We start from the raw sequence: 23,933 nt of genomic DNA on the forward strand, positions 1-23,933 counted from the left end.
CAAACCCTGACCCAGGGCAGTCTCTCTGTAACATTCAGCAACGATCATGACCGACACTCCTTCCTCAGGATTGTCCGTCATGGCTACTCCTTCCTTCTCCGCCGCCCAGGCGCCCGCCAGTAGCGCCAAACCGCAACTCGACAAGAAACCCGGCCTGCTGACCATCGTGATTTTCTTCGCGGTGCTGGGCAGCGGACTGTTGTTCACGGCTTACAGCCTGATGCACGACATGAACGAACTCGGCACCGTGGTGACCACTTGGACGCCGTTTCTGCTGTTGGGCACCTCGGCACCTGGTGGCTGGGCTTGCCAGCGTCTTCGTCGCACACCCTGATCGGCTCGATCATCGGTGTCGGCGTGGCCAATGCCTTGATGCACGGTCACGATGGCACCAGCGGTGTGGACTGGGCTCAGGCGACTAAAATCGGTTACGCGCTGCTCTTGTCGCCGTTGATCGGTTTCGGTTTTGCCGCGCTGTTGCTGCTGGACTTGCGGGCTTTCGTCAAGAATCGTGCGCTGTATAAAGCACCGAAGGGCAACACCCCGCCACCGTGGTGGATTCGCGGCATGTTGATCCTGACCTGCACCGGCGTGTCCTTCGCCCACGGTTCCAACGACGGCCAGAAAGGCATGGGCCTGATCATGCTGATTCTGGTGGGCACCCTGCCGATGGCTTACGCACTGAACCGCACCATGCCGGCAGACCAGGCCTTGCAGTTTGCTTCGGGGGTGGCCGGGACCATGGTCGCCAACGGCGGCGGCTTGCAGATGAAGACCATCCGCAATCTGCTGATGGCCTGGGTGTTGACCTTGCCGGCGGCGATTCTGTTGTCGGGCAGTTTGTATTGGTTGTTCACCCAGCTGTTTTAAGGTCAGGTGGTTGACCGGATCACCTGCCCTAACCAATCCATGAAGGCCCTGACCCGCAACGGCAAATGCCGTTGCCGGGCATAGAGCAGCGAAACCTCCATGGAGGGAGCGTTGAGCTGCGGCAGCACCGCGACCAGCTCGCCACTGATCAGGTGGGGCTGCATGCCCATCAGCGGCGCCTGAATCAAACCAAAACCACCCAGACACGCCGACTCGTAACAATCGGTGCTGTTGACCGTGACACTGCCCGCCATCGCCACTCGATGCACCGTGCCCTCTTGCTCGTACACAAAACCCTCCGACCGTGAACCCAGTACGCCGACGTAATGGACCAGCCGATGCTGCGCCAGGTCTTCGAGCCGTTCAGGCACGCCATAACGCCGCAGATACGCGGGGCTGGCGCAGTTGACCATCGCAAAATCGCACACGCGGCGAGCGACCACCGATTGATCCGGCTGCGCGCCGACTCGCACCACGCAATCAAACCCTTCACTGAGCAAATCGACCCGGCGGTCGGTGCTGCTGATTTCCAGCTCGAGATTGGGGTGCTGAGCCATGAACTCGGGCAGACGCGGCATCACCACTTGACGCGCCAGAATGTTCGGCATGTCGATGCGAATCCGCCCAACGAGCGATGCCTCGTCCTGGCGAAACAGCCCTTCGATTTCGTCCATGTGCGACAGCAAATCCTTGCTGCGCTCGTACAGTACCAAGCCGTCCTGAGTCGCCTGAACCTTGCGCGTGGTGCGTTGCAGCAAACGCGTGCCTACCAGCCGTTCGAGCGCCTGGACGTGCTCGGATACGGTGGACCTGGGCAAACCCAGGCTTTCGCCGGCGAGGGTAAAACTCGACATCTCGCTGACACGAACGAAGGTGCGCAGCAGTTCCAGTTTGTTCATGGGCCCACCTTTTATTGTTCGGATTAACCGACCAGTGATTCCGATTCCAGCCTGTTTATCACTTCAGGCCGGAAAGTCGCCGACATGTTGCGCAGCCGTTTTGAGGCGCCGGGCGCAATCGAAACCGATTTCGGCGGCGGTACGGTGCGTGATAACAGCGACGTGAACAGCTACGTTGCCGGCAATACCGCGCTGGGTCGCGTTGGTCAGCCGGATGATATAGGTGCCGCGATTGCGCTGCTGCTGGCACCGGGTAGCCAGTGGATCAATGGGCAGCGTGTCGAAGCTTCGGGCGGGATGTTTTTGTAAACGCCATCAAGATCAAGAGATCGCAGCCTCGTTTCACTCGACAGCTCCTACAGGGATCGCATTCCAACGTAGGAGTTGTCGAGTGAAACGAGGCTGCGATCTTTGCTTTTAAGCTTCGTAAGACTGACGCAGGACAAACCGCTCCCGCACCACGTCATACACCCAATGGTAGACGTAGGTGTACGGCAGGAAAAACAGCAACACACCGATGTCCAGCAGGAACGCTTGCCACAGACTGATGTTCAGCCACCAGGCGATCAGTGGCACTCCCACCGCAACCAAGCCGCCTTCAAACAGCAGCGCATGGGCAACACGCACCCAAGCGTTGTGCTTGATGGCAAAGCGTTTGAGCACTCGGTCGAACAGGCCGTTGAAGACCACGTTCCACGCCAGGGCAAGGGCGGCGATGACCAGGGTGACGACACCCATCTCAAGCATCGGTTTGTCCATGATCCACGCCAGCAGCGGTGTACAGATCAAGATGGCCAGCACTTCGAAACCGATGGCCTGGAAAATACGTTCAGTGATGGATTTGTTGACGTTCATGAACAGAGTCTCCTGAGTGACTGTGGTTGCCATGATCCAGCCTCACACCGATACTTCATAACCAATAACCATCGATCAAGGCGATAGTTCATGGCGTCTCAAGAAGTGTTGCAGGCGTTTGTTCAAGCGGCGACTCAAGGTTCATTTTCCGCGGCGGCACGCAAACTGGGGCGCAGTCAGTCGACCATCAGCGCTGCGGTGGCGAGCCTTGAAATCGATCTGAACCTGACACTGTTCGACCGCAGCAGCCGCAAGCCGAGTCTGACTCCGGCCGGGTACGTGATGCTGCAACGGGCCGAGGAAATTCTGGCCGCCACCAGCCGGCTGGAAATGACCGCCAGCCAGCTGTCCCAAGGGGTCGAACCAAAACTGACCGTGGCGATTTCCGACACCTATCAATCCGACCGTTTCGAAGCGGCGCTCAGCGCTTTCGAGCAGCGTTATCCAGACCTGGAACTCGAATGCCTGATCGCCGAATGCGATGACCTGGTGGCGCTGGTGCAACGCGGTCGAGCACATGTCGCCTTCGCCGAAAAACAGGACAGTTACCCGCCGGACCTGGTCAGTTCGACCGTGGAAGAACGGACGGAGATTGCCCTGTTCGTGTCTCAAGCGCATCCGTTGGCGGCGCTGAGCCACATCGATCAAGACATGTTGCAACAACACCGGGAACTGCGTCTGGCGACGATCGTCAATCCGTATGAAAGCCGTGCGAAGGGACGCGTCTGGTCGGCGCCGAGTTATCTGATGCTGCTGGAAATGGCCCAGGGCGGATTCGGCTGGGCGCCGTTGCCCCGGTGGCTGGTGGAGCGGTTTGGTGCAGGGACGCTGGAGGAACTGGACGTGCGCGGCTGGCCGAAACCGGTGTTCGTCGATGCGCTGTGGTCGCGGCTGCATCCACCGGGGCCGGCGGGGAGTTGGTTGTTAGGCAAGATGTTGGAATGAAGGTCCTGCGGCCCTTATCGCCGAATCATCACTCCAACGCCTTGATCCGGGCCTCGATAAACCGCCGCTCCGGCATTTGCTGCGTCAACTCAAGCGCTCGCTCATACGCCCCCCGAGCCTCCTCAACCCTTCCCAACTGCCGACAAAACTCCGCCCGTGCCGAGTGCGCCAAGTGGTAATCCAGCAGATCCCCCCGCGCCAGAATCCCTTCAACCAACGTCAGCCCCGCCAACGGTCCATCGCGCTTGGAGATCGCCGCGGCACGGTTCAATTCAATCACCGGTGAAGGCACCGCCCGCAACAGCACGTCATACAGACCGACAATCTCCAGCCAGTCCGTTTGCGCCGCCGTGGGCGCTTCGGCGTGCACCGCTGCAATCGCCGCTTGCAGGCAATAAGGCCCGAAACGCCGGGTCGTCAGCGCCCGCTCCACCAGTGCGCAACCTTCAGCAATCATCTCGGCGTCCCACAACGTACGATCCTGCTCATCCAGCACAATCAACTCCCCGCTCGCTGACGTCCGCGCCGGGCGTCGGGACTCATGCAGCAGCATCAGCGCCAACAGCCCCATCACCTCGGATTCGGGCAGCAGTTCCATCAACAAACGACCGAGCCGAATCGCTTCGCGGGTCAAATCCTCACGGGTCAGTTCGGCGCCGACTGACGCGGAATAACCTTCGTTGAACACCAGGTAAATCACCCGCAGCACGCTGTCCAGGCGCTCGGGCAATTCCGCCAGGGTCGGCACCTGATAAGGAATTTTCGCGTCACGGATTTTGGCCTTGGCGCGCACGATGCGCTGGGCGATGGTCGCAGGTGCCGACAAAAAGGCCCGGGCGATTTCCTCCGTGGTCAGGTCGCAGACTTCGCGCAGCGTCAATGGCACCTGGGCGTCCGCCGCCAGTGCCGGGTGGCAACAGGTGAAGATCAAGCGCAGGCGATCGTCTTCCACGTCTTCGTCACTCCAGTCGGCCTGCTCCAGCGCCTCCAGTTGAGCGATCAGCATCGGTTGCGACGCGATGAAGCGTGCGCGCCGACGCAACACATCGATGGCCTTGAAGCGCCCCGTGGACACAAGCCAGGTGCGCGGATTGTCCGGCACTCCGTCACGCTGCCAGCGCTCGACCGCGATGAAAAACGCCTCGTGCAAGGCCTCTTCGGCGAGGTCGAAATCGCCGAGCAACCGAATCAGGGTCGCCAGAATCCGCCGCGAGTCTTTGCGGTAAACCTGCTCGACCTGCGCCCGTACCGACTCGCCAGGCATCAGTCGGGCATGCCTACGGTCAACTGGCGAACGGGACGCACCTCGACACTGCCAACCCGGGCCGCCGGGATGTTGCCGGCGACTTGTATCGCTTCATTGAGGTCTTTGGCATCGATCAGATAAAAGCCGGCCAATTGCTCCTTGGTTTCGGCGAACGGGCCGTCGGTGATCGACATTTTGCCGTTGCGCATGCGCACGGTGGTCGCGGTCTGCACCGACTCCAGCGCCTCGGCGGCGACCATTCGACCGCTGCCCTGGATCGACTCGGCGTACGCCATGCACTCGGCGTCTTTCGGGCTCTCGGGCAACGAGTGCAGTTCGTGCTCGTTGCTGTAGACCAGGCATAAATACTTCATGGGGCTCTCCCGGATCGAACTGATCAACTATGGCTGCAGTTTGGTGCTTTCGCGACATTCCCGACGATCAGCCGGACGATCAAGGTTCAAGGTTGAACAGCGCCGTCCCGCTCATCATGTCGAACGGGGCCGACCAGTGTTCGTGGACGATGTGCCATTGCCCATCGTCGCGCCGATAGCAGGCGGTCACGCGCATCCAGCAGGCCTGGGTTTCGCCCTTCTCATTAGTGCCGCCGCAATGGGCCAGCCAATGGGCAAACGCGATGTGCTCGTCCGCCACGATGTTCATCTGGTCGAAATCAAACGTGTGCGCGCCCTGGCACATTTCCAGGCACTCCTGCCAATGCGCGCGGTAGGCCGCCTTGCCGCGAAATTGCAGGGCCTTGACCGCATCGTAGGAGACGACGTCGTCGGCATACAGGGGCATGAGTTTCTCGACATCCTTGGCGATGACCGCCTGACGATAGGTGTCGATCAGGGTCTGAATCTCGTGCGTAGCGTTCATGGTGGTTCTCCGTGGTTTTTGTGGTGAAGACACCCTTAGTCGTCTGGCGAAAAGCCAAATCGACAGCCGAAATAAAAATAATCTGGAACGCAAACTCGTTAGAATTCGAAACACATTTATGTTGGAAAAAGGACACTCCAGTGACAGCCCGACTCGTGCCTTACGAAAGCCTGAACGCGCGCCAGCGCCGTCAGGTCGAGGCCATTGAAGTTCACAAAGAACAAATCAAATTCTCCGGCGACATCCACGGTGCGTTGCACACCTTGCTGTCCAAACCCGGCCCCGGCGTCAAAGGATTTGCCCTGCTGGCCGAGGAGGTTCCCGTGGCCTTTCTGCTGCTCAAGCGCCCGCCCGTGTTGCCGGCGTGGGCCAATGAACACAGCGCCACCCTGCATGCGCTGCAAGTCGATCATCGGGCCCAGGGCAAAGGCTATGGCAAGGCCTGCCTGCAAGCTTTGCCCGATGTGGCGCTTCAGGCGTTTCCGGAAATAAAGGGACTGGAGTTGTCGGTGGACGCGGACAATGAGGCCGCCATTGCGCTCTACGCAAAATTCGGCTGGATCGACAGCGGTGAGGCCTATAAGGGACGGATCGGTTACGAACGGCGGATGGGGCTGATTTTCTGAGGTGGTTATGCTCAACAGCATCAAAGAACTGGAAGCAATCTACGGCCAACCGCACGACCGCGCCGTACGCAAGCAGATCCCCTTTCTGAACGAGGACTATCAGGCGATGGTCCGCACCTCGCCGCTGGTGATCGTCAGCTCGATAGGTCCCGATGGCATGGACGGTTCGCCACGGGGTGACACGCCGGGTTTTGTGCGGATCATTGATCAGCGCACCCTGGCGATTCCGGATCGGCCGGGCAACAACCGTATCGACACCCTGCGCAACGTCGTGCTCGATTCGCGGGTGTCGCTGCTGTTCATCATTCCGGGGATCGGCGAGACATTGCGGGTCAACGGCACGGCGCAGATCAGCAATGAACCCGAGTTGCTGGAGAGCTTCGCGGTGAACGGCAAACCGGCGCGCACGGTGATGCTGGTCACGGTGGAAGCGGCGTACTTCCACTGCTCGAAAGCGATTGTGCGTTCGGATTTGTGGAACCCCGAGAAGCATCTGGATCGCTCAGCGTTGCCGACGGCGGGTGCCTTTCACAAGCGTTTGAACGATGGGCAGTTCGATGCCGAGACCTATGACCGGGAAGCGCCGGCGAGAGTGCGCGACAGTCTCTACTGACACAACGCCCCCCCTTGTAGGAGCTGTCGAGTGCAACGAGGCTGCGATCTTTTGATTTTGGCGGTTTTGAAGCGGCTGAAGAGCAAGATCAAAAGATCGCAGCCTCGTTGCACTCGACAGCTCCTACAGGGCTCGTTACAGCTCCAGAATCATCTCATGCCACGCCATGCCTCCATGGTCAGACGCTGAAGGCTTGATATAGGCAAACCCAAACCCGGCATAGAGCGGAATATGCCGCTCCTTGCACATCAGGTTGATGCTGGTCTTGCCCAACGCGCGCATCCGCTCGATGAAGTCGCCCATCAAACGTTTCGCCATCCCCTGCCCCTGATAATCCGGGTGCACCACCACCGACATAATCACCACGTGTGGCCCGGCCGAGTCGTGGCCGATCAGTTCCTTGAACGCCTCGTCCGACATTTCCACCTGAAACGCCGCACCGGAATTGATGAAACCGGCTACAACGCCGTCGACTTCGACCACGATGAAACCTTCGGGCCAGGTGGCGATGCGGGTGGCGATTTTCTCGCGGGTTGCCGCTTCGTCGCCTTCGTAGGCAACGGTTTCGATGGCGTAGCAGCGGTCCAGATCGGCAGGTGTGACGTGGCGGATGACGGTGTTCATGGCAGCTCGGAATCAGCGAGGGAAAGGCTGGGGATCATAAATCAGCGCCACCACGACATCGAGAGGCGAATCGCCGATCCGCCTCCCGATGCAGTCATTACGCCTTGAGCGGCAGCCAGATTTCCAGCACCCCGGTGTTGAGCTTCGGGTTGAAGTCTTCACTGTAGCGTTCGAACTCCGGGGCGTCCGCCGCCTGATAACCGGACTGCGGCAGCCAGGTTTTCCAGATGTACTGAAAAGTTTGCGGCAAGGTATCCAGAGAGCCCTTGTGTTCGAACACGGCGTAGTGCTGAGGCAGGACCTCGACCCAACGGTATTTCTCCGGCAGGTCGTCAAGTTTGCTGATTTCAACGCCAGCGATGTATTCGAAGCCGCCCTTGCCATCCGGATTGCAGCAGATGCCGTAGGTCACTTCGCTTTTTTGACCGGGAATTCGGCCAATCTCGGGAATGAATTTCTCCCAGAGATCGGGAATGCCTTTAGTGGTGTCTGCGGTAAATCGTCCGCCAAGCCCGGCAATGAGCAGAAAATGCCCGCTCTCGAAGCGTGGCTCGGCCAGTTTGACGTCTGCTTGCTCATCCATGACTCAACTCCTGGAACAAAAAAGTGGGTTCGGCTGGAAGTATAGAAGCCAAACCCGATTCGCCAAATCACAGTGCGTGCAACTGCTCGACGGCACCGGCGCCTATGAACTCGTTATATCCCGATAGGATCACGTAGACCGCGAAATAGCAGAAGATCGCCGCCGATGCCATGTAGGAGTAACGCAGCAATTTGTCACCCAGCAACTTGCCGCCGTGACTCGCTGCGAAGCACAACGCGACGCACCACAGCACGCCGGCGCAAAGAAACCCGCCGAGAAACAGCGCCGAGCTGAGTGCGTCACCGCCGCCGGAACGAGCGATCAATGTGCCGCCCACCGCAGCGAACCAGAGAATGGCGCTGGGTGATGACATCGCGAGGAAGATCCCGCGAAAAAACTCGCGCCGATGGGAGTTCTGACCCACCTCTTCGGCCTGCGCCAGTACCGCCTCATGGTGAATCGCCGAATAGATCATCTTCGCTGCGAAGTACAGCAACAGCGCCGAACCACCGATCCACAGCACCCAGCGCACAGTTTCGTATTGCAGCAAAACGGTCATCCCGGCCAAGGCCAGCACGGCGTAGATCAGGTCGCCGACACACGTCCCCAAACCCAGCGCAAAGCCTTGAAAATAGCCGCGTTGCATCGCCAGCGTGATCATCGCGATATTGGCCACGCCGATGTCCAGGCACAGCGAAAGGCTCAGCAAGAAGCCACTGGTAAATTCCATCAACCGATTTCCTTCGGACAAATTTGTTTACATAGTCGCTGGACAGTTTGCCACATCAGCCCTTACATTCCGCCACAGGTCACCGCAGTGACCAGCGTCGCTCGGACGGTTCCGGGCGCTCACGTTATTCGAGGCAACAATGGCTAACCCAGGTTCGCCGCGCCGCTTTGCGCGCATAGATCGACTCCCCCCTTACGTATTCAACATCACTGCCGAGCTGAAGATGGCCGCCCGTCGTCGCGGCGAAGACATCATCGACTTCAGCATGGGCAACCCTGACGGCCCGACACCGCCGCACATTGTCGAAAAACTCGTCACCGTCGCCCAGCGCGAAGATACCCACGGTTACTCGACGTCCAAGGGCATTCCGCGTCTGCGCCGGGCGATTGCCAATTGGTACAAGGATCGCTACGCGGTCGACATCGACCCGGAAAGCGAAGCCATCGTGACCATCGGCTCCAAGGAAGGCCTGGCGCATTTGATGCTGGCCACCCTCGACCAGGGCGACACCGTTCTGGTGCCGAACCCGAGCTACCCGATTCACATTTACGGCGCGGTGATTGCCGGCGCCCAGGTGCGTTCGGTGCCGTTGATTCCGGGCGTGGACTTCTTCGCCGAACTGGAAAGCGCCATTCGCGGCTCGATTCCGAAACCGAAAATGATGATCCTCGGCTTCCCGTCGAATCCCACTGCTCAATGCGTGGAGCTGGACTTCTTCGAGCGGGTGATCGCCCTCGCCAAGCAGTACGACGTGTTGGTGGTGCACGACCTGGCCTACGCCGACATCGTCTACGACGGCTGGAAAGCCCCCTCGATCATGCAAGTACCGGGCGCCAAGGACATCGCGGTGGAGTTTTTTACCCTGTCCAAGAGCTACAACATGGCGGGCTGGCGCATCGGTTTCATGGTCGGTAATGCCGAACTGGTCAACGCCCTGGCGCGGATCAAAAGCTACCACGACTACGGCACGTTCACCCCGCTGCAAGTCGCGGCCATTGCGGCGCTGGAAGGCGATCAGCAGTGCGTCAAAGACATCGCCGAGCAGTACCGGCAGCGGCGCAACGTGCTGGTCAAAGGCCTGCATGAACTGGGCTGGATGGTCGAGAATCCAAAAGCGTCGATGTATGTCTGGGCGAAGATTCCCGAGGCTTATGCGCACCTGGGCTCCCTGGAGTTCGCCAAGAAACTGCTGGCCGAAGCCAAGGTTTGCGTCTCGCCGGGCGTAGGGTTTGGGGAGTATGGGGATGATCACGTGCGCTTCGCGCTGATCGAAAACCAGGACCGGATTCGTCAGGCAGTACGCGGGATTCGCGGGATGTTCCGGGCGGATGGGTTAGTCAACAAACCTTGACGCCCTACACATAACACTGTGGGAGCGAGCCTGCTCGCGAAGAGGGCGTGTCAGTCAACGTTGATGTTGATTGACATACCGCATTCGCGAGCAGGCTCGCTCCCACATTTTTGTTTTGCGGTGTTTACTTAAACGAACATCGACAACAGCAGGATAAAGCCCAGCGCAACGATGGACAGGATGGTTTCCATCGCGGTCCAGGTCTTGAAGGTTTCCGCCACGGTCATGTTGAAGTACTGCTTCACCAGCCAGAAACCCGCGTCGTTGACGTGAGACAGGATCAACGAACCGGCACCGGTCGCCAGTACCAGCAGCTCACGGTTTACACCCGGAATCATCCCCACCACTGGCACCACGATGCCGGCGCCGGTAATGGTGGCCACGGTTGCCGAACCGGTCGCGATACGAATCACCGCCGCCACCAGCCACGCCAGAAGGATTGGCGAAATCTGCGCTTCCACTGCCATGTTGCCAATGACATTACCGACGCCGCTGGTCACCAGCATCTGCTTGAAGCCACCACCGGCACCGATGATCAGGATGATTGCGGCGGTCGGCGCAAGGCTGGCATCCAGCCATTTGAGCATCTGGTTGGACCCAATGCCCTGCTTGTAACCGAAGGTGTACAGCGACAGCAGCAACGCCAGCAGCAGTGCCGAGATCGGATGACCGATCAGGTCCATGAAAGTGCGGAAGAAGTTGCCTTCCGGCAGCACCACATCGGCAAAGGTCTTGAGCAGCATCAGGAACACCGGCGACAGCACGGTGATCAAGGTGATGGCGAAGCTCGGGAGATCGGCAGAATCGTTATCACGCGCCAGTTGATCGACCAGTTCCTGGTTAGGATGACCCGGAATGTACTTGGCAATGAAAGTGCCGTAGATCGGGCCGGCGATGATGGCCGTTGGCAGCGCAACAATCAGGCCGTACAGAATGGTTTTACCGATATCGGCACCGAACACGCCAATGGCCAGCAACGGACCCGGGTGCGGCGGAACCAGACCGTGCACGGCCGAAAGACCGGCCAGCAGCGGGATACCGATCTTGATGATCGACACGCCGGTACGCCGGGCAACGATGAACACCAGCGGGATCAACAGCACGAAGCCGATTTCGAAGAACAGCGGGATGCCGACCAGGAAGGCCGCGAACATCATGGCCCACTGCACCTTGTCCTTGCCGAACGCTCGGATCAGGGTTTGGGCAATCTGATCCGCCCCGCCCGACTCGGCCATCATTTTGCCGAGCATGGTGCCCAGCGCGAGGATAATCCCGACGAAACCGAGCACCCCACCGAAGCCGTCCTGGAACGCCTTGATGATGGTGCCAATCGGCATGCCGGAGGTCAGCCCGAGAAAGGCGGCGGCGATGATCAGGGCGATGAAGGGGTGAAACTTGAACTTGGTGATCAAGACGATAAGCCCGATCACCGTGACCACTGCATCGAGCAGCAGGAACGTCTCGTGGGACATGCCAAACATTAGGGGTGTCTCCTGGTTGTTGTTGTTATTGAAGCGGGTAATTCGCGAGCCATCAGGACAGCGCTATCTCTTCGGGAAAAACTCATACGGCGAGTTTCAGGCCATGTTCAAGCCACCAGTGGTGTGCTTGAGCCGCCAGTTCGTCGACGCTGTGGTTCGACGCGTCGAGGGCCAAGGTCAGCGGTTCGCCAACGGGTGATTCGAGGGTGGCGAACTGGCTGTCGATCAGTGTTGACGGCATGAAGTGACCGGGCCGATGGGAGACACGATCAGCGGCGACTTCAGGGGTCAGCTCAAGGAACACGAAGCCCAGGCCAGGCAAGGCGCTACGCAGACGTTCACGGTAAATGTGTTTGAGCGCCGAGCAGGTCAGCACCGGGCGTTCACCCTTGGCGTCGATGCGGCGCAGTTCATCGCACAGGCTGTCGAGCCAGCCAGCACGGTCGTCGTCGTTCAAGGGGATACCCGCGCTCATCTTTTCGATATTGGCGGCAGGGTGGAAAGTGTCGCCTTCAATGGCGGTCGCGCCGCTGAGTTGGCACAAGGCCTCGCTGACGCAAGTCTTGCCGCAACCGGCAACGCCCATGATGACCAGGGCGGTGATGGGATGATTCATGTAACACCTCAGCGCGCAGACAGCGCTACCTTTGCCAGTTATGACACTAGAAAAAGTAGAAGTTGCCGACGCCTTCTTGTCATTTTTGTGGGTTGCAGCATGTTCGTTTCCAACGCCAAAAAACGGGGATCAGGCAAACCCCGTTCACGCATTTGCAGCTGCGTCGAGACAGCGCTACCTTAGTGCCTCGAATTTTGTTTGGCAAGCCGTCCGATGATCTCCCCTAAAAACGATAAAAATACGCGCACCACTGGCCGCCCCACTTTGAACGAAGTCGCACGCCTGGCCGGTGTCAGCCCGATCACCGCCTCTCGCGCCCTGCGCGGGGTCAGTACCGTGGCCACCGAACTGGTGGAAAAAGTCCAGAAAGCGGCGCTTGAACTCAACTACGTGGTCAACCCTGCCGCCCGCGCGTTAGCCTCGGCCCAGAGCCATTCGGTGGTGGTGTTGGTGCCGTCGCTGTCCAATTTACTGTTCATCGACACGCTGGAAGCCATTCATCAGGTTTTGCGCCCCAAAGGCTTCGAAGTGCTGATCGGCAACTTCCATTACTCACGTGATGAAGAAGAAAACCTGCTGCGCAATTACATGGCGTATCAGCCGCGCGGTTTGCTGCTGACCGGTTTCGACCGCACCGAAAGTTCGCGCCGGATGATCGAGGCCAGCAACATTCCCTGCGTGTACATGATGGAACTGGACAGTGCGGCCGGCCTCAATTGCGTGGGGTTTTCGCAACTCGCTGCCGGCGAGACAGCGGCCGAGCATTTGCTGTCACGCGGTCGTAAACGCTTGGCTTACATCGGTGCGCAGCTGGATCAACGCACGTTGCTGCGCGGCGAAGGTTTCCGCAAAGCCCTGCAAAAGGCCGGTTTGTACGACCCGGCTCTGGAAGTACTGACGCCTCGTGCCTCCTCCGTAGGCCTCGGTGGCGAACTGTTCCTGCAACTGCTCGCCAGTCATCCCGATGTCGATGCCATCTTCTTCGGCAACGACGACCTGGCCCAGGGCGCACTGCTCGAAGCCATGCGCTGCGGGATCAAAATCCCCGAACAAGTGGCGATCCTCGGCTTCAACGACCTGCCGGCATCGGCCCACATGGTCCCGCGCCTGAGCAGCATCAGCACGCCACGCGAGGCGATTGGCCGGCGTGCGGCGGAGCAGATGCTGACCTTGATGGCTGGCAATACGGTGGCGAAACCGGTGCAGGACATGGGGTTTGAGCTGAAGGTGCGCGAAAGTACCTGATGCAACACTGGCCATTCTTGCCGTCAGTCCTTGCGGGGCACACTATTGAATTTCCAACGCACAACCCGCTGAAGGAGTAGCTCAATGGAACATTCACTGAAGATTCTGGGTAAAGCCTCGTCAATCAACGTCAGAAAAGTCCTGTGGACCTGTGAGGAACTGGGTGTTGCCTACGAACGTGAGGACTGGGGCAGCGGTTTTGCGTCGACCCACACGCCGGAGTTTCTCAGGCTCAATCCCAATGCTCAGGTGCCGGTGATCATCGACGATGCGGGCGTGCTGTGGGAGTCCAACACCATCTGCCGCTATCTGGCCGGCAAACACCACAACTCCGATCTGTTACCGCACGAACCGGCGGCGCGCGCCCGGGTGGAGCAGTGGATGGATTGGCAGGCCACCGAACTCAATGCCTCCTGGAGCTACGCGTTCACAGCGTTGGTGCGCAAAGACCCGGAATTCCAGGACCCGCATCACATTGCCGCCGGTGTACGCGTCTGGAATCAAAAAATGGGCATCCTCGAGCATCAGCTCGCGACCACCAAAGCGTATGTCGCCGGGCCACACTTCACGCTGGCGGACATCGTCATCGGGCTGTCGGTCAACCGCTGGTTGATGACACCGATGGAGCGCCCCGACTACTCGGCCATCGACGAGTATTTTCAACGATTGGCACAACGCCCGGGATTCCTCAAACACGGCTGCAATGGCCTGGCTTGAGCGGCGTTCGGCACTGGGTATTATCTGCAGGCGGTCGACCTCTGCCGCCCGGCGGCAAAGGTTGACCCAATCTCCTGCCACCCGCTCAGAGTAAAAAATTCAACTGATTGAATTTGTTGATAATTTTTAATTAGGCATACTATTTGCTGAAAGCACTGCACCACAAATACCTACAAGGTCTACTCATCATGTTGGTCAGTGCAAAACAAAACCTGGTGGCACCCCTCCCCAAGCGGCCCGGCGATGAACCGATCACGGACGCTGCCGCCGGACTCCAGGGCGGTCTTCAAGCCGCGATGACGCAAGCCCTGCAAAACAATGTGCAGGCGCAAACCGCGCAAGCCACCACCCAGGTCCAGGACTCCGCCACGCAAATCGCCACGCAACAGGTCAGCGAAGCGACCCGGATCAGCGATAACGTCGACGAAGCGTTCGCCAAAACCCGCGTGGGACTGCAAGCCTCGTCCGCCAAATTACCAGCCGATGTTGAAACCGCCACGGACGCTTTCAAGGAGTACATGAGCAAAACGCCGGAGGAGCGTTTGCGCGACAGCATCCTGCAAGAGATGGGGCTGACGGAAGAAGAAGAAAAAGCCATGCCGCCGGAAAAACAACAGGCGATCGCTAAAGAGATCGCCGAACGCATGCAAGACAAGATCAAACTGGCCCAGGCCGAGAAAGAAAACAGCAGCAGCGAAAAGGGCAGCAGCCAGGTGGTCGACACGTTTCTCGCTTCACTTTAAAAGTGTGGGAATCAATAACGAAAGGGTCCCTTCGAGGGACCCTTTTCAATTTGCTGCTATCAACTTATCTGCAAGGTCGAGTTGAATTGACTGATCGCATCCACCACATGCCGCGACCCTTGTTGAATCTCCAGAATCACTGCTCCCGCCTCGTTCGCCAGTTCCACCCCAAGCCCGGTTCGACTCAAACTGGACTGCATGCTCGACACCGCACTCAATGACAAATCATGGTTCTTGCGCACCACTTCAACGATCTCCAGCGTTGCCTGGCTCGTTCGTGCCGCAAGGCTGCGAACTTCATCGGCGACTACCGCGAACCCGCGCCCGTGTTCCCCGGCCCGGGCCGCTTCGATCGCGGCGTTGAGTGCCAGCAGGTTGGTCTGATCGGCAATTCCACGAATGGTCTGAACGATGGTGCCGATGATGTCGGACTGTTTGCTGACGGCATCAATGCTCAGCGCCGCTTCGTTCAAGTCTTTGGAAATGTCCTGGATGGTCTGCACCGTTTGCTGCACCACCTGAGAACCTTTCTGCGCACAGGCGTCGTTTTGAACCGAGGTGCTGTGGGCCGACTCCGCGGCGGTTTGCAGGGTGGTCACCTGATCGGTAATGTCGCTGGCGAACTTGACCACTTTGTACAATTGACCCTTGGTGTCAAACAGCGGGTTGTAGGAGGCTTCCAGGAAAACCGTATGACCGTGCTTATCTTTGCGCTCGAAACGGTGCGAGTGATATTCGCCGCGATTGAGCGAGGCCCAGAACGCTTTGTAGGCCTGCGATTCGGCTTCGGCACGATGACAAAACAGGCTGTGGTGTTGGCCAACCACTTCGTTGAGCGAGTAATGCATCGTCTTCAAGAAGTTTTCGTTGGCCGAGACGACTTTACCATCCGGGGTGAACTCGATCACAGCCATGGAACGACCGATCGCCGCGAGCATGCTCTCGCTTTCGTGCTCCTTGTAGACCCTGGCGGAGATGTCAGTGGCGACTTTGATCACACTCCGGACCTGACGATCAGCGCCGAACACTGGCATATAGCTGGCTTCGAGCCAGACCTCCTTGCCGCTCTTGTTCAAGCGCAAAAAGGTCCCGCTCACCGGTTCGCCACGAGCAAGGTCACGCCACAACTTGGCATAGGCATCGCTTCGATAAAGCGCTTCTTCGCAGAATATCCGGTGATGCTTTCCGCGCACTTCTTCGGCGCTGTAACCCATGGCACTGCAAAAGTTGTCGTTGGCATCGAGCACGATACCTTCGGGGGTGAACTCAATCATCGCCATCGAGCGGCTCACCGCGGCCAACTTCGCGTTAGCCTCGGTCAGCGCACAACTGAATCGTTCGATTTCCAGCAGGTCAGCCTTGTGATGCAGATTAAACATGGTCGTATCACCTTAGCGCGTCTTTTGATTGATGAAAGTTCTTCGGTCTTTCAACGGATCCACCACAACGTTCTATGGAACAGGCACACGCATCCCTCCACAGGAGGGACTTGTCAGGTGATCAATGATGTTCAATCGGAGAGTCCATATAGCAACGCTCTTAACAAGACATCCTTCTCTTGATAGCCCGGGGTCGGGCCAGCCCTAACGTTTTGATAAGTAATTCCATTTACCGGACAGCTCCTTTGTTGGTCAGCGTCGGTGCCTTGGATTGCGCACTCTTGAGGCGTGTATCACGGTCTTAATATTGCGACCGACATAGCTGGTCACGCCTCAGCATAGCCAGCACTGATGCGGACGCAAGGCCACTAGTCGGCCAGTATTGAGGACAAAATCGATTCAGCGTCGGTATGAGTCATTTCTCGGCAAGCAGACTCATCAGCGCCTGCACTGCCGCCGAGGGTGGCTTGTTCGCAGCGACCACCAAGGCAAATTCGCGATCGATGCGCGGCGTCACGGGCACTATGCGCAGGCCTTGGCGATTGGCCGGCAGGGTCATTTCCGGCACCAGGGTCACGCCGATGTTTTCCCGCACGAGGGTGAACGCACTGCTCCATTCACGCACCTCGGCGCGCACATCCAGCAGTTGCAGCCCGGCGTCGGCGGCCAGGCTGCGGGCATTGGTCGAACAACCTCCCGTTGCCAGCACGAAGGGTTGCTTCGCCAGTTCCGCCAATGAGACGCCCTCTTCATTCAAGCGGCGCGCCAAGGGATGGCCACCGGGGAGAACCGCCACCCAGGCATCACGCCCCAAACGACCGGCACTGCGCTCGGGCACCGGGTTCAATATCACACCGAGATCCACCAGCCCGTCACAGAGCAACGTTTCCACTTCATCGTCGCTCACCTCCAGCGCCACCACTTGAATACCGGGATACAGCCGATTGAATTGACGCAGCAGCGGCGGCAGGAAGGTCGCCAGCACCAAGGGAAAACTCGCCAGACGAATCGTCCCGCGCTGGATATCTTTACCGGCATCGACGGTACTGCGGATGTTTTCCAGGGCACCGAGCATGGTTCTCGCGTGTTCGATGACAGACAGGCCGATCGCCGTCGGCAAGGTCTGGCGGCTCTCCCGACTGAACAATTGAACGCCCAGGGTTTCTTCGATCAATGCCAAGGCCTGGCTGGCACCGGACTGGGTCATGCCGACCCGCTCGGCAGCCCGGGTAATGTTTCCCGTGTCTGCCACTGCCACCACCATTCGCCAGTGCATCAGATTCATCATGACAGTAGCTTTCCTTATGGCCGCTTTCTGAAAGATTAATTTTACCGAGGGTGCCGCGCACTATGACACTGGCGCAAACCCCCAACCAGAGCCCTGCCGATGAAGTTGTATTACGCCCCACACGCCTGCTCGCTCGCGCCGCATATCGTGCTGCGCGAGTTGGACCTGCCGTTCGAATTGATCCGCGTCGACAACACCACCAAGAGAACCGCAAGTGGTGAGGACTTCCTCGCCATCAACCCAAAGGGTTACGTCGCGGCATTGCAACTGGACGATGGCCAAGTGCTGACCGAAGGCCCGGCGATCCTGCAATACCTGGCAGACCTGCGACCCGAAGTAAACTTGGCGGCCGCGAACGGGATGTTCGAGCGGGTACGGTTGCAGGAGTGGCTGAACTTCATCTCGACCGAGATTCATGGCGGGCTGGGTTGGCTGTTCAGTACGCAGTTTCCGGATGAGGTGAAAGCGCTCATCAAAGCGAAACTGTTCAAGCGGTTTGTTGTGTTGAGCCAGACGCTGGAGCGCCAGGAATATTTGATGGCTGACGGGTTCAGCATTGCCGATGCGTATTTGTTTACGATGTTGCGTTGGGTGCCGTTGTTTTCGATTGAGTTGAATCAGTGGCCGGCGTTGGCGCGGTTTCAGACGCGGGTTGATCAGCGGCCAGCCGTGAAGGCTGCGTTGGCCGCTGAGTCGGAGTAAGGCCTGCCCGTGAAGGCTAACTACCTGGCGCCACTGAGTTACGAACTCGCACTCACTTTGGTAGCCACTTCACCCGGCACCCAGCCCTTCCACACCTACGGCTGATCACGCAAAAACGCTTCGGCCACTCGGTGCGAGCGGTCAGGCGCTGGCGCAGGGTTTCGATTTCTTTTCGGTGGGCAGCATCGAAGTAATGAGACATGGCGTTGCTCAGATCGGGGACCCGTCCCCTTCTGTGCAATGGCGCAGGGTTTTCTTGCAGATTATTTGGTTATTTGGTTATTTCGTTAGAAGCAGCGGGAGCCCGAGGGCCGGGCTCCCTTGTTACGGGATCAATGACCGAACACATCCACCTTCTTGGCCTTCTTGTCGGCGCGCTTTTCATCGGCGGTTTTTGCCGGTTTCTTTTTTGCTGCTTTTTTTGAATCCATGCCTTTGGCCATGATACGTACTCCACTCATACGGGATGTGAGATCAGGTATACACCTATCGCTGCGCGCGCGTTCTTTTATAATCGTCCGCTTTGCGCACCGACAGTCGAAGACCATGCCCAACACCCAATACACCTTGCTCGCCGAGCCTTTATGGCCCTTGATGAACAAGTTTTACCGCGCTCACCAATCGTCGATGAAAGCAGTTCGCGACGCTCAACTCTGGGTGGCCAGGCGCGACGAGATCATTGGGGCACTGTGTTTGCGGCCGGTGGCGGACGGACATTGGCTGACGGGTTTGTTTGTCGATCCAGCCTGCCGTGAAGAGGGCATCGCTGCGGCGCTGATCGCCGAGGCACTCAAGGACCTCGATGGCCCGGTGTGGCTGTTTTGTCATCCGGACTTGCGCGGGTTTTATGAACGTCGGGGTTTTACCTTCGACCCGCCACTGCCCTACTCCATGGCCGAACGCTTGAGCCGTTACGCACGCAGCAAGCCGATGATCGCCATGGGTATGGAACCGTCTGGATGATTCACGGAGTGTGTCAGTCGTCTGCTGCAGGATCGAGATCCGGAAACATCACGTCGGTAAACCCGAACTTGCTGAAGTCACCGATGCGCGACGGGTATAACCGGCCGATCAGGTGATCGCATTCATGCTGCACTACCCGCGCATGAAACCCCGAGGCGATGCGCATGATCGGCTGCCCCTTGGGATCAAAACCTTCATATCGAATGTGCTGATAGCGATCCACCGCGCCGCGCAGGCCGGGCACCGACAGGCAGCCTTCGAAACCCTCTTCCAGCGTCGGGTTCAAGGGCGTAATCAGCGGGTTGATCAGGATCGTCTGCGGCACGGCTTCGGCATCCGGATACCGTTCGCTGTGTTCGAAACCGAAGATCACCAGTTGCAGATCGACGCCGATCTGCGGTGCCGCCAGGCCAACGCCACCGACGCTTTCCATGGTCTGGAACATGTCGTCGATCAGTTGCCACAGCTCGGGGCTGTCGAACATTTCGGCAGGCACCGGCGGGGCAATGCGCAGCAGGCGCTCGTCGCCCATTTTCAGAATTTCACGGATCATTTGATGACTTCGTCAGTGGTCGGCTTGATCGAGTGATCCCGACCCAGTCCCGACACGTGTTGTTTGGGTTCTTGGTCGTGCTCGCCGGGGACTTTTTCGCCATCATTCTTGCCCTCGGTCGACATGTGTTCGATCACGGCATTCATCTCGGCGCCCAGCAACAGCACCGCGGCGGAAATGTAGAAGTACAGCAACAGCACGATGATTGCACCGATACTGCCATACATAGCGTTGTAATTAGCGAACTCCTTGACGTACAGACCAAAGCCCAGTGAGGCGATGATCCACACCACCACCGCCAGCACCGAACCCGGCGTGATGAAACGAAACTCTTGTTTGACGTCAGGCATGACGTAATAAATCAGCGCCACCGCCATCATCAACAGAATCACGACCACCGGCCAGCGCACGATGGTCCAGAGCGTCACGATGAAGTCTTCGAGGCCGACTTGCGAAGCGATCCAGCCCATCACCTGCGGCCCGAGCACCATCAGCGCAGCAGCGATCAGCAGCATGCCGGCGATGCCGATGGTGTAGAAAATCGACAGCGGGAAACGCTTCCACGCCGGGCGGCCTTCGACCACGTCGTAGGCGGCGTTCATCGCGCTCATCATCAACCGCACACCGGCGGACGCGGTCCACAGGGCAATCACGATACCCACCGACAGCAAGCCACCCTTGGATTGCTGGAGCTGGTCGATGACCGGGTTGACCTGCTCCAACGCCTGGGGTGGCAGCACCAGTTCTGACTGCAGGCGCAGCCAGGAGAAGAAGTCCGGCAGGTGCAGAAAACCGATCAGGGCAATGAGGAACAGAATGAAAGGAAATAGCGAGAACAGCATCTGATAGGCCAGCGCCGAGGCATAGGTCGACATCTCGTCGTCGACGAACTCGGTAATCGTGCGCACCATGACACGGTGCAGGCGCAAACCTTTCATGTGTGGAAAAAACATTAGCGTCTCCTTTCGCCGCAAAATTGCTCGAAGTCGTGGCGACTCAGGGGCCGTTTTTTACATCAAAGTAGCCTACTTGGCGATTTTGATCTTGTTCAAGCTCAGACTGACACAAAAACGGCCATCCGCGGATGGCCGTTTCTGACACGCTTTAAAGGCCGGATCACGCCTTGTCGATGCCTTTCTTGACTGCATCCTTAGCTTTGCCGACCGCTTGCTGGGCTTCGCCTTTCTTTTCCTGCACGACGCCTTCGGCGCGCATTTTGTCGCTACCGGTGGCCTTGCCGACGCCTTGCTTGACGTTGCCGGCGGCTTCGTTGGCCATGCCTTTTACTTTATCGCCAGTGCTGCTCATGGTGTTTCTCCTGTGAACAATTCATCGGGGAAAGTTGTTACACAAAGATTGACCGGAGGCGTTTGCGCGGAGTTTCATTTATTTTCACCACGACATTTCATCGTTCAGTGCAGGTTGGGCTTTATGTTTGCCGACCAACCCACGAGAATGCGCAACGTATTCAGGCCATGGCGCTGAAGATCCAATCCCGTAGGAATGTTATGAAACTCGATAAAAAGCAGGCCATTGCCCGCAGAAATCAGGAACTTGGCGGTGCTGTGCTTGGCGTCAATAATTGCCACTTCACCGAATTGAACCGCAACCGCAACATCTGGTGGTTCGATATTCCGGTCGCGCGCCTGGCCATTGGTCAGTATGAATGGGTTCATCTGCTGATGCACATGCCGGAAACCGACGAACTGCTGCACCTGAAAGTGCCGACAGTGTTCCTGCGCGAAAAACTCGAAGGCCTGGTGGTGCGCAACGAAGGCAAGCGCAAAGCCGCTTTGAGCCTGGAACTGAGCGCCGACAAGGATTCGTACCTCCAGGACATGCGCCCGGCGGGTACCAACGTCAACTTCGCGCAGTTCCGCCTGTAAGCCAAAAACATCGCGAGCAGGCTCGCTCCCACAGGTGATCGCATTCTTTCTGTAAGGACACGGTTGAATGTGGGAGCGAGCCTGCTCGCGAAAGCGATCTGACAGGCATTAAACTTTACCTGTCAGGCAACAAAAAAAAGCCCCGCATCTGCGTAATGCTGTTCACTTAAGCTCGATTTCCAGGCACACACATATGCGTAGCGAGGGGGCGGTGGAACAAGAGCAAAAGCGAGGCGGCCGACCGACCTAGCTTTTGTTGATCGTGTACATATCCGTTGCTGCGGTCACGACCGCCTATGGTTCCGCTTTTACAGACTCGCTGTAAAAGCGAAACCGCCAGCCGCCGTGACCGCAGAAACGGATATGTACCCAACCTTAAGTGAACAGCATTACCGCATCTGCGGGGCTTCTTGTGTGTTACGCGCCGACCTTCTTGGCGCCGAGCTTCTTCAATTCTTCGTCGCGCAACTCGCGGCGCAGGATCTTGCCGACGTTGGTGGTCGGCAGCGCATCGCGGAACTCCACGGAGCGCGGAACCTTGTAACCGGTGACGTTGGCACGCATGTGCTCCATCACCTGCTCCTTGGTCAACGTCACGCCCGGCTTGGCCACAATGAAGAGCTTGATCGCCTCGCCCGACTTCTCGTCCGGCACGCCGATGGCTGCGCATTGCAGTACGCCCGGCAGGGTTGCCAGCACGTCTTCCAGTTCATTCGGGTACACGTTGAAACCGGAGACCAGGATCATGTCTTTCTTGCGATCGACGATGCGCATGTAACCGTCAGGCTGGATCAACGCAATGTCACCGGTCTTCAACCAGCCTTCGCTGTCGAGGATTTCATCGGTGGCGTCCTGACGCTGCCAGTAGCCCTTCATGACTTGCGGACCTTTCACACACAACTCGCCGATTGCGCCCAACGGCTGTTCAACGCCGGCATCGTCGATGATTTTGCACAGGGTCGACGGCACCGGAATACCGATGGTGCCGATCTGGATGTGCTGGATGGGATTGACGGTGGCCACCGGGCTGGTTTCGGTCATGCCGTAACCTTCGCAGATGGCGCACCCGGTGACCGCTTTCCAGCGTTCGGCGGCAGCCAGTTGCAGGGCCATGCCACCGGACAGGGTGACTTTCAGCGCCGAGAAGTCCAGCTTGCGGAAACCTTCGTTGTTGCACAGGGCGACGAACAGCGTATTGAGCCCGACGAAACCGCTGAACTTCCACTTCGACAGTTCCTTGACCATCGCCGTCAAATCACGCGGGTTGCTGATCAGCACGTTGTGGTTGCCGATCAACATCATCGCCATGCAATGAAAGGTGAACGCATAGATGTGGTACAGCGGCAACGGCGTGATCAGGATCTCGCAGCCTTCATTAAGGTTGGAACCCATCAGTGCCTTGCACTGCAGCATGTTCGCCACCAGATTGCGGTGGGTCAGCATCGCGCCCTTGGCCACGCCGGTGGTGCCGCCGGTGTATTGCAGCACGGCAACGTCGCTGCTGGCCGGGTTGGCTTCAACCACTGGCTGACCGTGCCCCTTGCTCAGCACGTCGTTGAACTTGATGGCCTTGGGCAAGTGATACGCCGGGACCATCTTCTTCACATACTTGATGACGCTATTGACCAGCAGACGCTTGAGCGGCGGTAGCAGGTCGGCCACTTCGGTGACGATCACGTGCTTGACGCCGGTTTTCGGCACGACGGTTTGGGCCAGGTGCGCCATGTTGGCCAGGCAGACCAGGGCCTTGGCACCGGAGTCGTTGAATTGGTGTTCCATTTCCCGCGCGGTGTACAGCGGGTTGGTGTTGACCACGATCAGCCCGGCGCGGATGGCGCCGAAGACGGCCACCGGGTACTGCAACACGTTGGGCAGTTGCACGGCGATTCGATCGCCCGGCTTCAAGTCGGTATGCTGTTGCAGGTACGCGGCAAAGGCACCGGACAATTCGTACAGTTCACCGTAGGTGATTGTCTTGCCCAGGTTGCTGAATGCCGGTTTGTCGGCAAAGCGCTGGCAGGACTGCTTCAACACCGCCTGAATATTCGGATACTCGTCCGGATTGATGTCGGCAGCAATCCCGGCAGGGTACTTATCCTTCCAAAAGTCTTCGATCATGGAAGCCCACTCCTCAGCAAC

The 23,933-nt window shown here is 58.5% G+C and carries 26 protein-coding genes and 3 pseudogenes; 12 read left to right on the forward strand and 17 right to left on the reverse strand.

All coding sequences use genetic code 11. The annotated features are described in order from the left end of the window. The first annotated feature begins 79 nt into the window (after positions 1-79). Positions 80-870, forward strand: a pseudogene (locus tag ACYZTX_RS23670) (inorganic phosphate transporter). A gap of 2 nt (positions 871-872) precedes the next feature. Here the strand turns inward: ACYZTX_RS23670 and ACYZTX_RS23675 are convergent. Continuing rightward, complete coding sequence (locus ACYZTX_RS23675) at positions 873-1,769, reverse strand: LysR family transcriptional regulator (RefSeq protein WP_462036077.1); 897 nt, start codon at positions 1,767-1,769, stop codon at positions 873-875. A gap of 105 nt (positions 1,770-1,874) precedes the next feature. Here ACYZTX_RS23675 and ACYZTX_RS23680 point away from each other — a divergent pair. After that, positions 1,875-2,078: pseudogene (locus ACYZTX_RS23680) on the forward strand (SDR family oxidoreductase); the annotation flags it as partial. Between the two features lie 108 nt (positions 2,079-2,186). Here ACYZTX_RS23680 and ACYZTX_RS23685 read toward each other — a convergent pair. After that, complete coding sequence (locus ACYZTX_RS23685; protein WP_462036078.1) at positions 2,187-2,624, reverse strand: multidrug/biocide efflux PACE transporter; 438 nt, start codon at positions 2,622-2,624, stop codon at positions 2,187-2,189. A gap of 90 nt (positions 2,625-2,714) precedes the next feature. Here ACYZTX_RS23685 and ACYZTX_RS23690 point away from each other — a divergent pair, with 90 nt between their 5' ends. Continuing rightward, on the forward strand, positions 2,715-3,569 hold the full coding sequence (locus ACYZTX_RS23690) for a LysR family transcriptional regulator (protein WP_462036079.1): 855 nt from the start codon (positions 2,715-2,717) through the stop codon (positions 3,567-3,569). 28 nt (positions 3,570-3,597) lie between these two features. Here the strand turns inward: ACYZTX_RS23690 and ACYZTX_RS23695 are convergent, their stop codons facing one another. The 3 genes from ACYZTX_RS23695 to ACYZTX_RS23705 all read right to left on the reverse strand — a co-directional run bounded on the left by ACYZTX_RS23695 (position 3,598) and on the right by ACYZTX_RS23705 (position 5,694). Further along, positions 3,598-4,833: an RNA polymerase sigma factor gene (locus tag ACYZTX_RS23695; protein WP_462036080.1), complete on the reverse strand. Its 1,236-nt coding sequence runs from the start codon at positions 4,831-4,833 to the stop codon at positions 3,598-3,600. Next, positions 4,833-5,189, reverse strand: coding sequence for a YciI family protein (locus ACYZTX_RS23700; RefSeq protein ID WP_462036081.1), 357 nt, complete (start codon positions 5,187-5,189; stop codon positions 4,833-4,835). The genes ACYZTX_RS23695 and ACYZTX_RS23700 overlap by 1 nt, the downstream gene beginning before the upstream one ends. A gap of 79 nt (positions 5,190-5,268) precedes the next feature. After that, positions 5,269-5,694 (reverse strand): YybH family protein, encoded by a 426-nt coding sequence (locus ACYZTX_RS23705; protein WP_462036082.1) that lies wholly within the window; start codon positions 5,692-5,694, stop codon positions 5,269-5,271. A gap of 140 nt (positions 5,695-5,834) precedes the next feature. Between ACYZTX_RS23705 and ACYZTX_RS23710 the strand changes: the two genes are divergently transcribed. Beyond that, complete coding sequence (locus ACYZTX_RS23710) at positions 5,835-6,320, forward strand: GNAT family N-acetyltransferase (RefSeq protein WP_462036083.1); 486 nt, start codon at positions 5,835-5,837, stop codon at positions 6,318-6,320. Between the two features lie 7 nt (positions 6,321-6,327). Further along, positions 6,328-6,933: a pyridoxamine 5'-phosphate oxidase family protein gene (locus ACYZTX_RS23715; RefSeq protein WP_462036084.1), complete on the forward strand. Its 606-nt coding sequence runs from the start codon at positions 6,328-6,330 to the stop codon at positions 6,931-6,933. Between the two features lie 135 nt (positions 6,934-7,068). On the opposite strand, the gene ACYZTX_RS23720 is transcribed toward ACYZTX_RS23715, so the two are convergent. The 3 genes from ACYZTX_RS23720 to ACYZTX_RS23730 all read right to left on the reverse strand — a co-directional run bounded on the left by ACYZTX_RS23720 (position 7,069) and on the right by ACYZTX_RS23730 (position 8,870). Next, positions 7,069-7,557 carry a GNAT family N-acetyltransferase gene (locus ACYZTX_RS23720; protein ID WP_462036085.1) on the reverse strand — a complete coding sequence of 163 codons (489 nt, stop codon included), beginning with the start codon at positions 7,555-7,557 and terminating at the stop codon, positions 7,069-7,071. A gap of 97 nt (positions 7,558-7,654) precedes the next feature. After that, positions 7,655-8,140 carry a GyrI-like domain-containing protein gene (locus ACYZTX_RS23725; RefSeq protein ID WP_462036086.1) on the reverse strand — a complete coding sequence of 162 codons (486 nt, stop codon included), beginning with the start codon at positions 8,138-8,140 and terminating at the stop codon, positions 7,655-7,657. A 67-nt stretch (positions 8,141-8,207) separates the two neighbouring features. After that, entirely contained in the window at positions 8,208-8,870 is a 663-nt protein-coding gene (locus ACYZTX_RS23730; RefSeq protein ID WP_462036087.1) for a LysE family translocator, read from the reverse strand. 139 nt (positions 8,871-9,009) lie between these two features. Here ACYZTX_RS23730 and alaC point away from each other — a divergent pair, with 139 nt between their 5' ends. Next, a complete protein-coding gene (gene alaC / locus ACYZTX_RS23735; protein WP_462036088.1) occupies positions 9,010-10,221 on the forward strand; it encodes an alanine transaminase in 1,212 nt (403 codons plus the stop codon). Between the two features lie 128 nt (positions 10,222-10,349). Here the strand turns inward: alaC and ACYZTX_RS23740 are convergent, their stop codons facing one another. Both ACYZTX_RS23740 and ACYZTX_RS23745 read right to left on the reverse strand, forming a co-directional pair. Next, a complete protein-coding gene (locus ACYZTX_RS23740) occupies positions 10,350-11,702 on the reverse strand; it encodes a GntP family permease (RefSeq protein ID WP_064679328.1) in 1,353 nt (450 codons plus the stop codon). Between the two features lie 82 nt (positions 11,703-11,784). Further along, the gene (locus tag ACYZTX_RS23745; RefSeq protein ID WP_462036089.1) at positions 11,785-12,318 is read right to left on the reverse strand and encodes a gluconokinase; all 534 of its coding nucleotides are present in this window, start codon (positions 12,316-12,318) and stop codon (positions 11,785-11,787) included. A gap of 213 nt (positions 12,319-12,531) precedes the next feature. On the opposite strand from ACYZTX_RS23745, the gene gntR reads away from it, so the two are divergent. From gntR to ACYZTX_RS23760, 3 genes are all read left to right on the forward strand, one after another. Then, entirely contained in the window at positions 12,532-13,563 is a 1,032-nt protein-coding gene (gntR, locus tag ACYZTX_RS23750) for an HTH-type transcriptional regulator GntR (protein WP_462036090.1), read from the forward strand. An 84-nt stretch (positions 13,564-13,647) separates the two neighbouring features. Beyond that, entirely contained in the window at positions 13,648-14,280 is a 633-nt protein-coding gene (locus ACYZTX_RS23755) for a glutathione S-transferase family protein (protein WP_462036091.1), read from the forward strand. 188 nt (positions 14,281-14,468) lie between these two features. After that, positions 14,469-15,023: a hypothetical protein gene (locus ACYZTX_RS23760; RefSeq protein WP_462036092.1), complete on the forward strand. Its 555-nt coding sequence runs from the start codon at positions 14,469-14,471 to the stop codon at positions 15,021-15,023. A 59-nt stretch (positions 15,024-15,082) separates the two neighbouring features. Here the strand turns inward: ACYZTX_RS23760 and ACYZTX_RS23765 are convergent, their stop codons facing one another. From ACYZTX_RS23765 to ACYZTX_RS23775, 3 genes and pseudogenes are all read right to left on the reverse strand, one after another. Continuing rightward, entirely contained in the window at positions 15,083-15,622 is a 540-nt protein-coding gene (locus ACYZTX_RS23765; RefSeq protein ID WP_462037102.1) for a methyl-accepting chemotaxis protein, read from the reverse strand. 3 nt (positions 15,623-15,625) lie between these two features. Continuing rightward, a pseudogene (locus tag ACYZTX_RS23770) lies at positions 15,626-16,402 on the reverse strand (PAS domain-containing protein); the annotation flags it as partial. Positions 16,403-16,817: 415 nt separating this feature from the next. Beyond that, positions 16,818-17,690 (reverse strand): LysR family transcriptional regulator, encoded by an 873-nt coding sequence (locus tag ACYZTX_RS23775; protein WP_462036093.1) that lies wholly within the window; start codon positions 17,688-17,690, stop codon positions 16,818-16,820. A gap of 99 nt (positions 17,691-17,789) precedes the next feature. Here ACYZTX_RS23775 and gstA point away from each other — a divergent pair, with 99 nt between their 5' ends. Continuing rightward, positions 17,790-18,392 carry a glutathione transferase GstA gene (gene gstA, locus ACYZTX_RS23780; RefSeq protein WP_462036094.1) on the forward strand — a complete coding sequence of 201 codons (603 nt, stop codon included), beginning with the start codon at positions 17,790-17,792 and terminating at the stop codon, positions 18,390-18,392. 546 nt (positions 18,393-18,938) lie between these two features. Next, positions 18,939-19,355, forward strand: a complete 417-nt coding sequence (locus ACYZTX_RS23785) for a GNAT family N-acetyltransferase (RefSeq protein ID WP_462036095.1) — start codon at positions 18,939-18,941, stop codon at positions 19,353-19,355. A 13-nt stretch (positions 19,356-19,368) separates the two neighbouring features. Here ACYZTX_RS23785 and def read toward each other — a convergent pair whose 3' ends face one another. The 3 genes from def to ACYZTX_RS23800 form a co-directional block, all read right to left on the reverse strand. After that, a complete protein-coding gene (gene def / locus ACYZTX_RS23790; RefSeq protein ID WP_462036096.1) occupies positions 19,369-19,908 on the reverse strand; it encodes a peptide deformylase in 540 nt (179 codons plus the stop codon). Further along, entirely contained in the window at positions 19,905-20,861 is a 957-nt protein-coding gene (locus ACYZTX_RS23795) for a YihY/virulence factor BrkB family protein (RefSeq protein WP_461969259.1), read from the reverse strand. Before ACYZTX_RS23795 ends, def begins: the two co-directional genes overlap by 4 nt. Positions 20,862-21,024: 163 nt before the next feature. Further along, a complete protein-coding gene (locus tag ACYZTX_RS23800) occupies positions 21,025-21,216 on the reverse strand; it encodes a CsbD family protein (RefSeq protein ID WP_449643465.1) in 192 nt (63 codons plus the stop codon). A 200-nt stretch (positions 21,217-21,416) separates the two neighbouring features. Between ACYZTX_RS23800 and ACYZTX_RS23805 the strand changes: the two genes are divergently transcribed. Then, positions 21,417-21,794: a hypothetical protein gene (locus tag ACYZTX_RS23805; protein WP_462036097.1), complete on the forward strand. Its 378-nt coding sequence runs from the start codon at positions 21,417-21,419 to the stop codon at positions 21,792-21,794. A 417-nt stretch (positions 21,795-22,211) separates the two neighbouring features. Here the strand turns inward: ACYZTX_RS23805 and fadD1 are convergent, their stop codons facing one another. Further along, positions 22,212-23,912, reverse strand: coding sequence for a long-chain-fatty-acid--CoA ligase FadD1 (gene fadD1, locus ACYZTX_RS23810; protein WP_462036098.1), 1,701 nt, complete (start codon positions 23,910-23,912; stop codon positions 22,212-22,214). Positions 23,913-23,933 lie beyond the last annotated feature (21 nt).

It is taken from the genome of Pseudomonas sp. MDT1-17 (genome assembly GCF_054898105.1).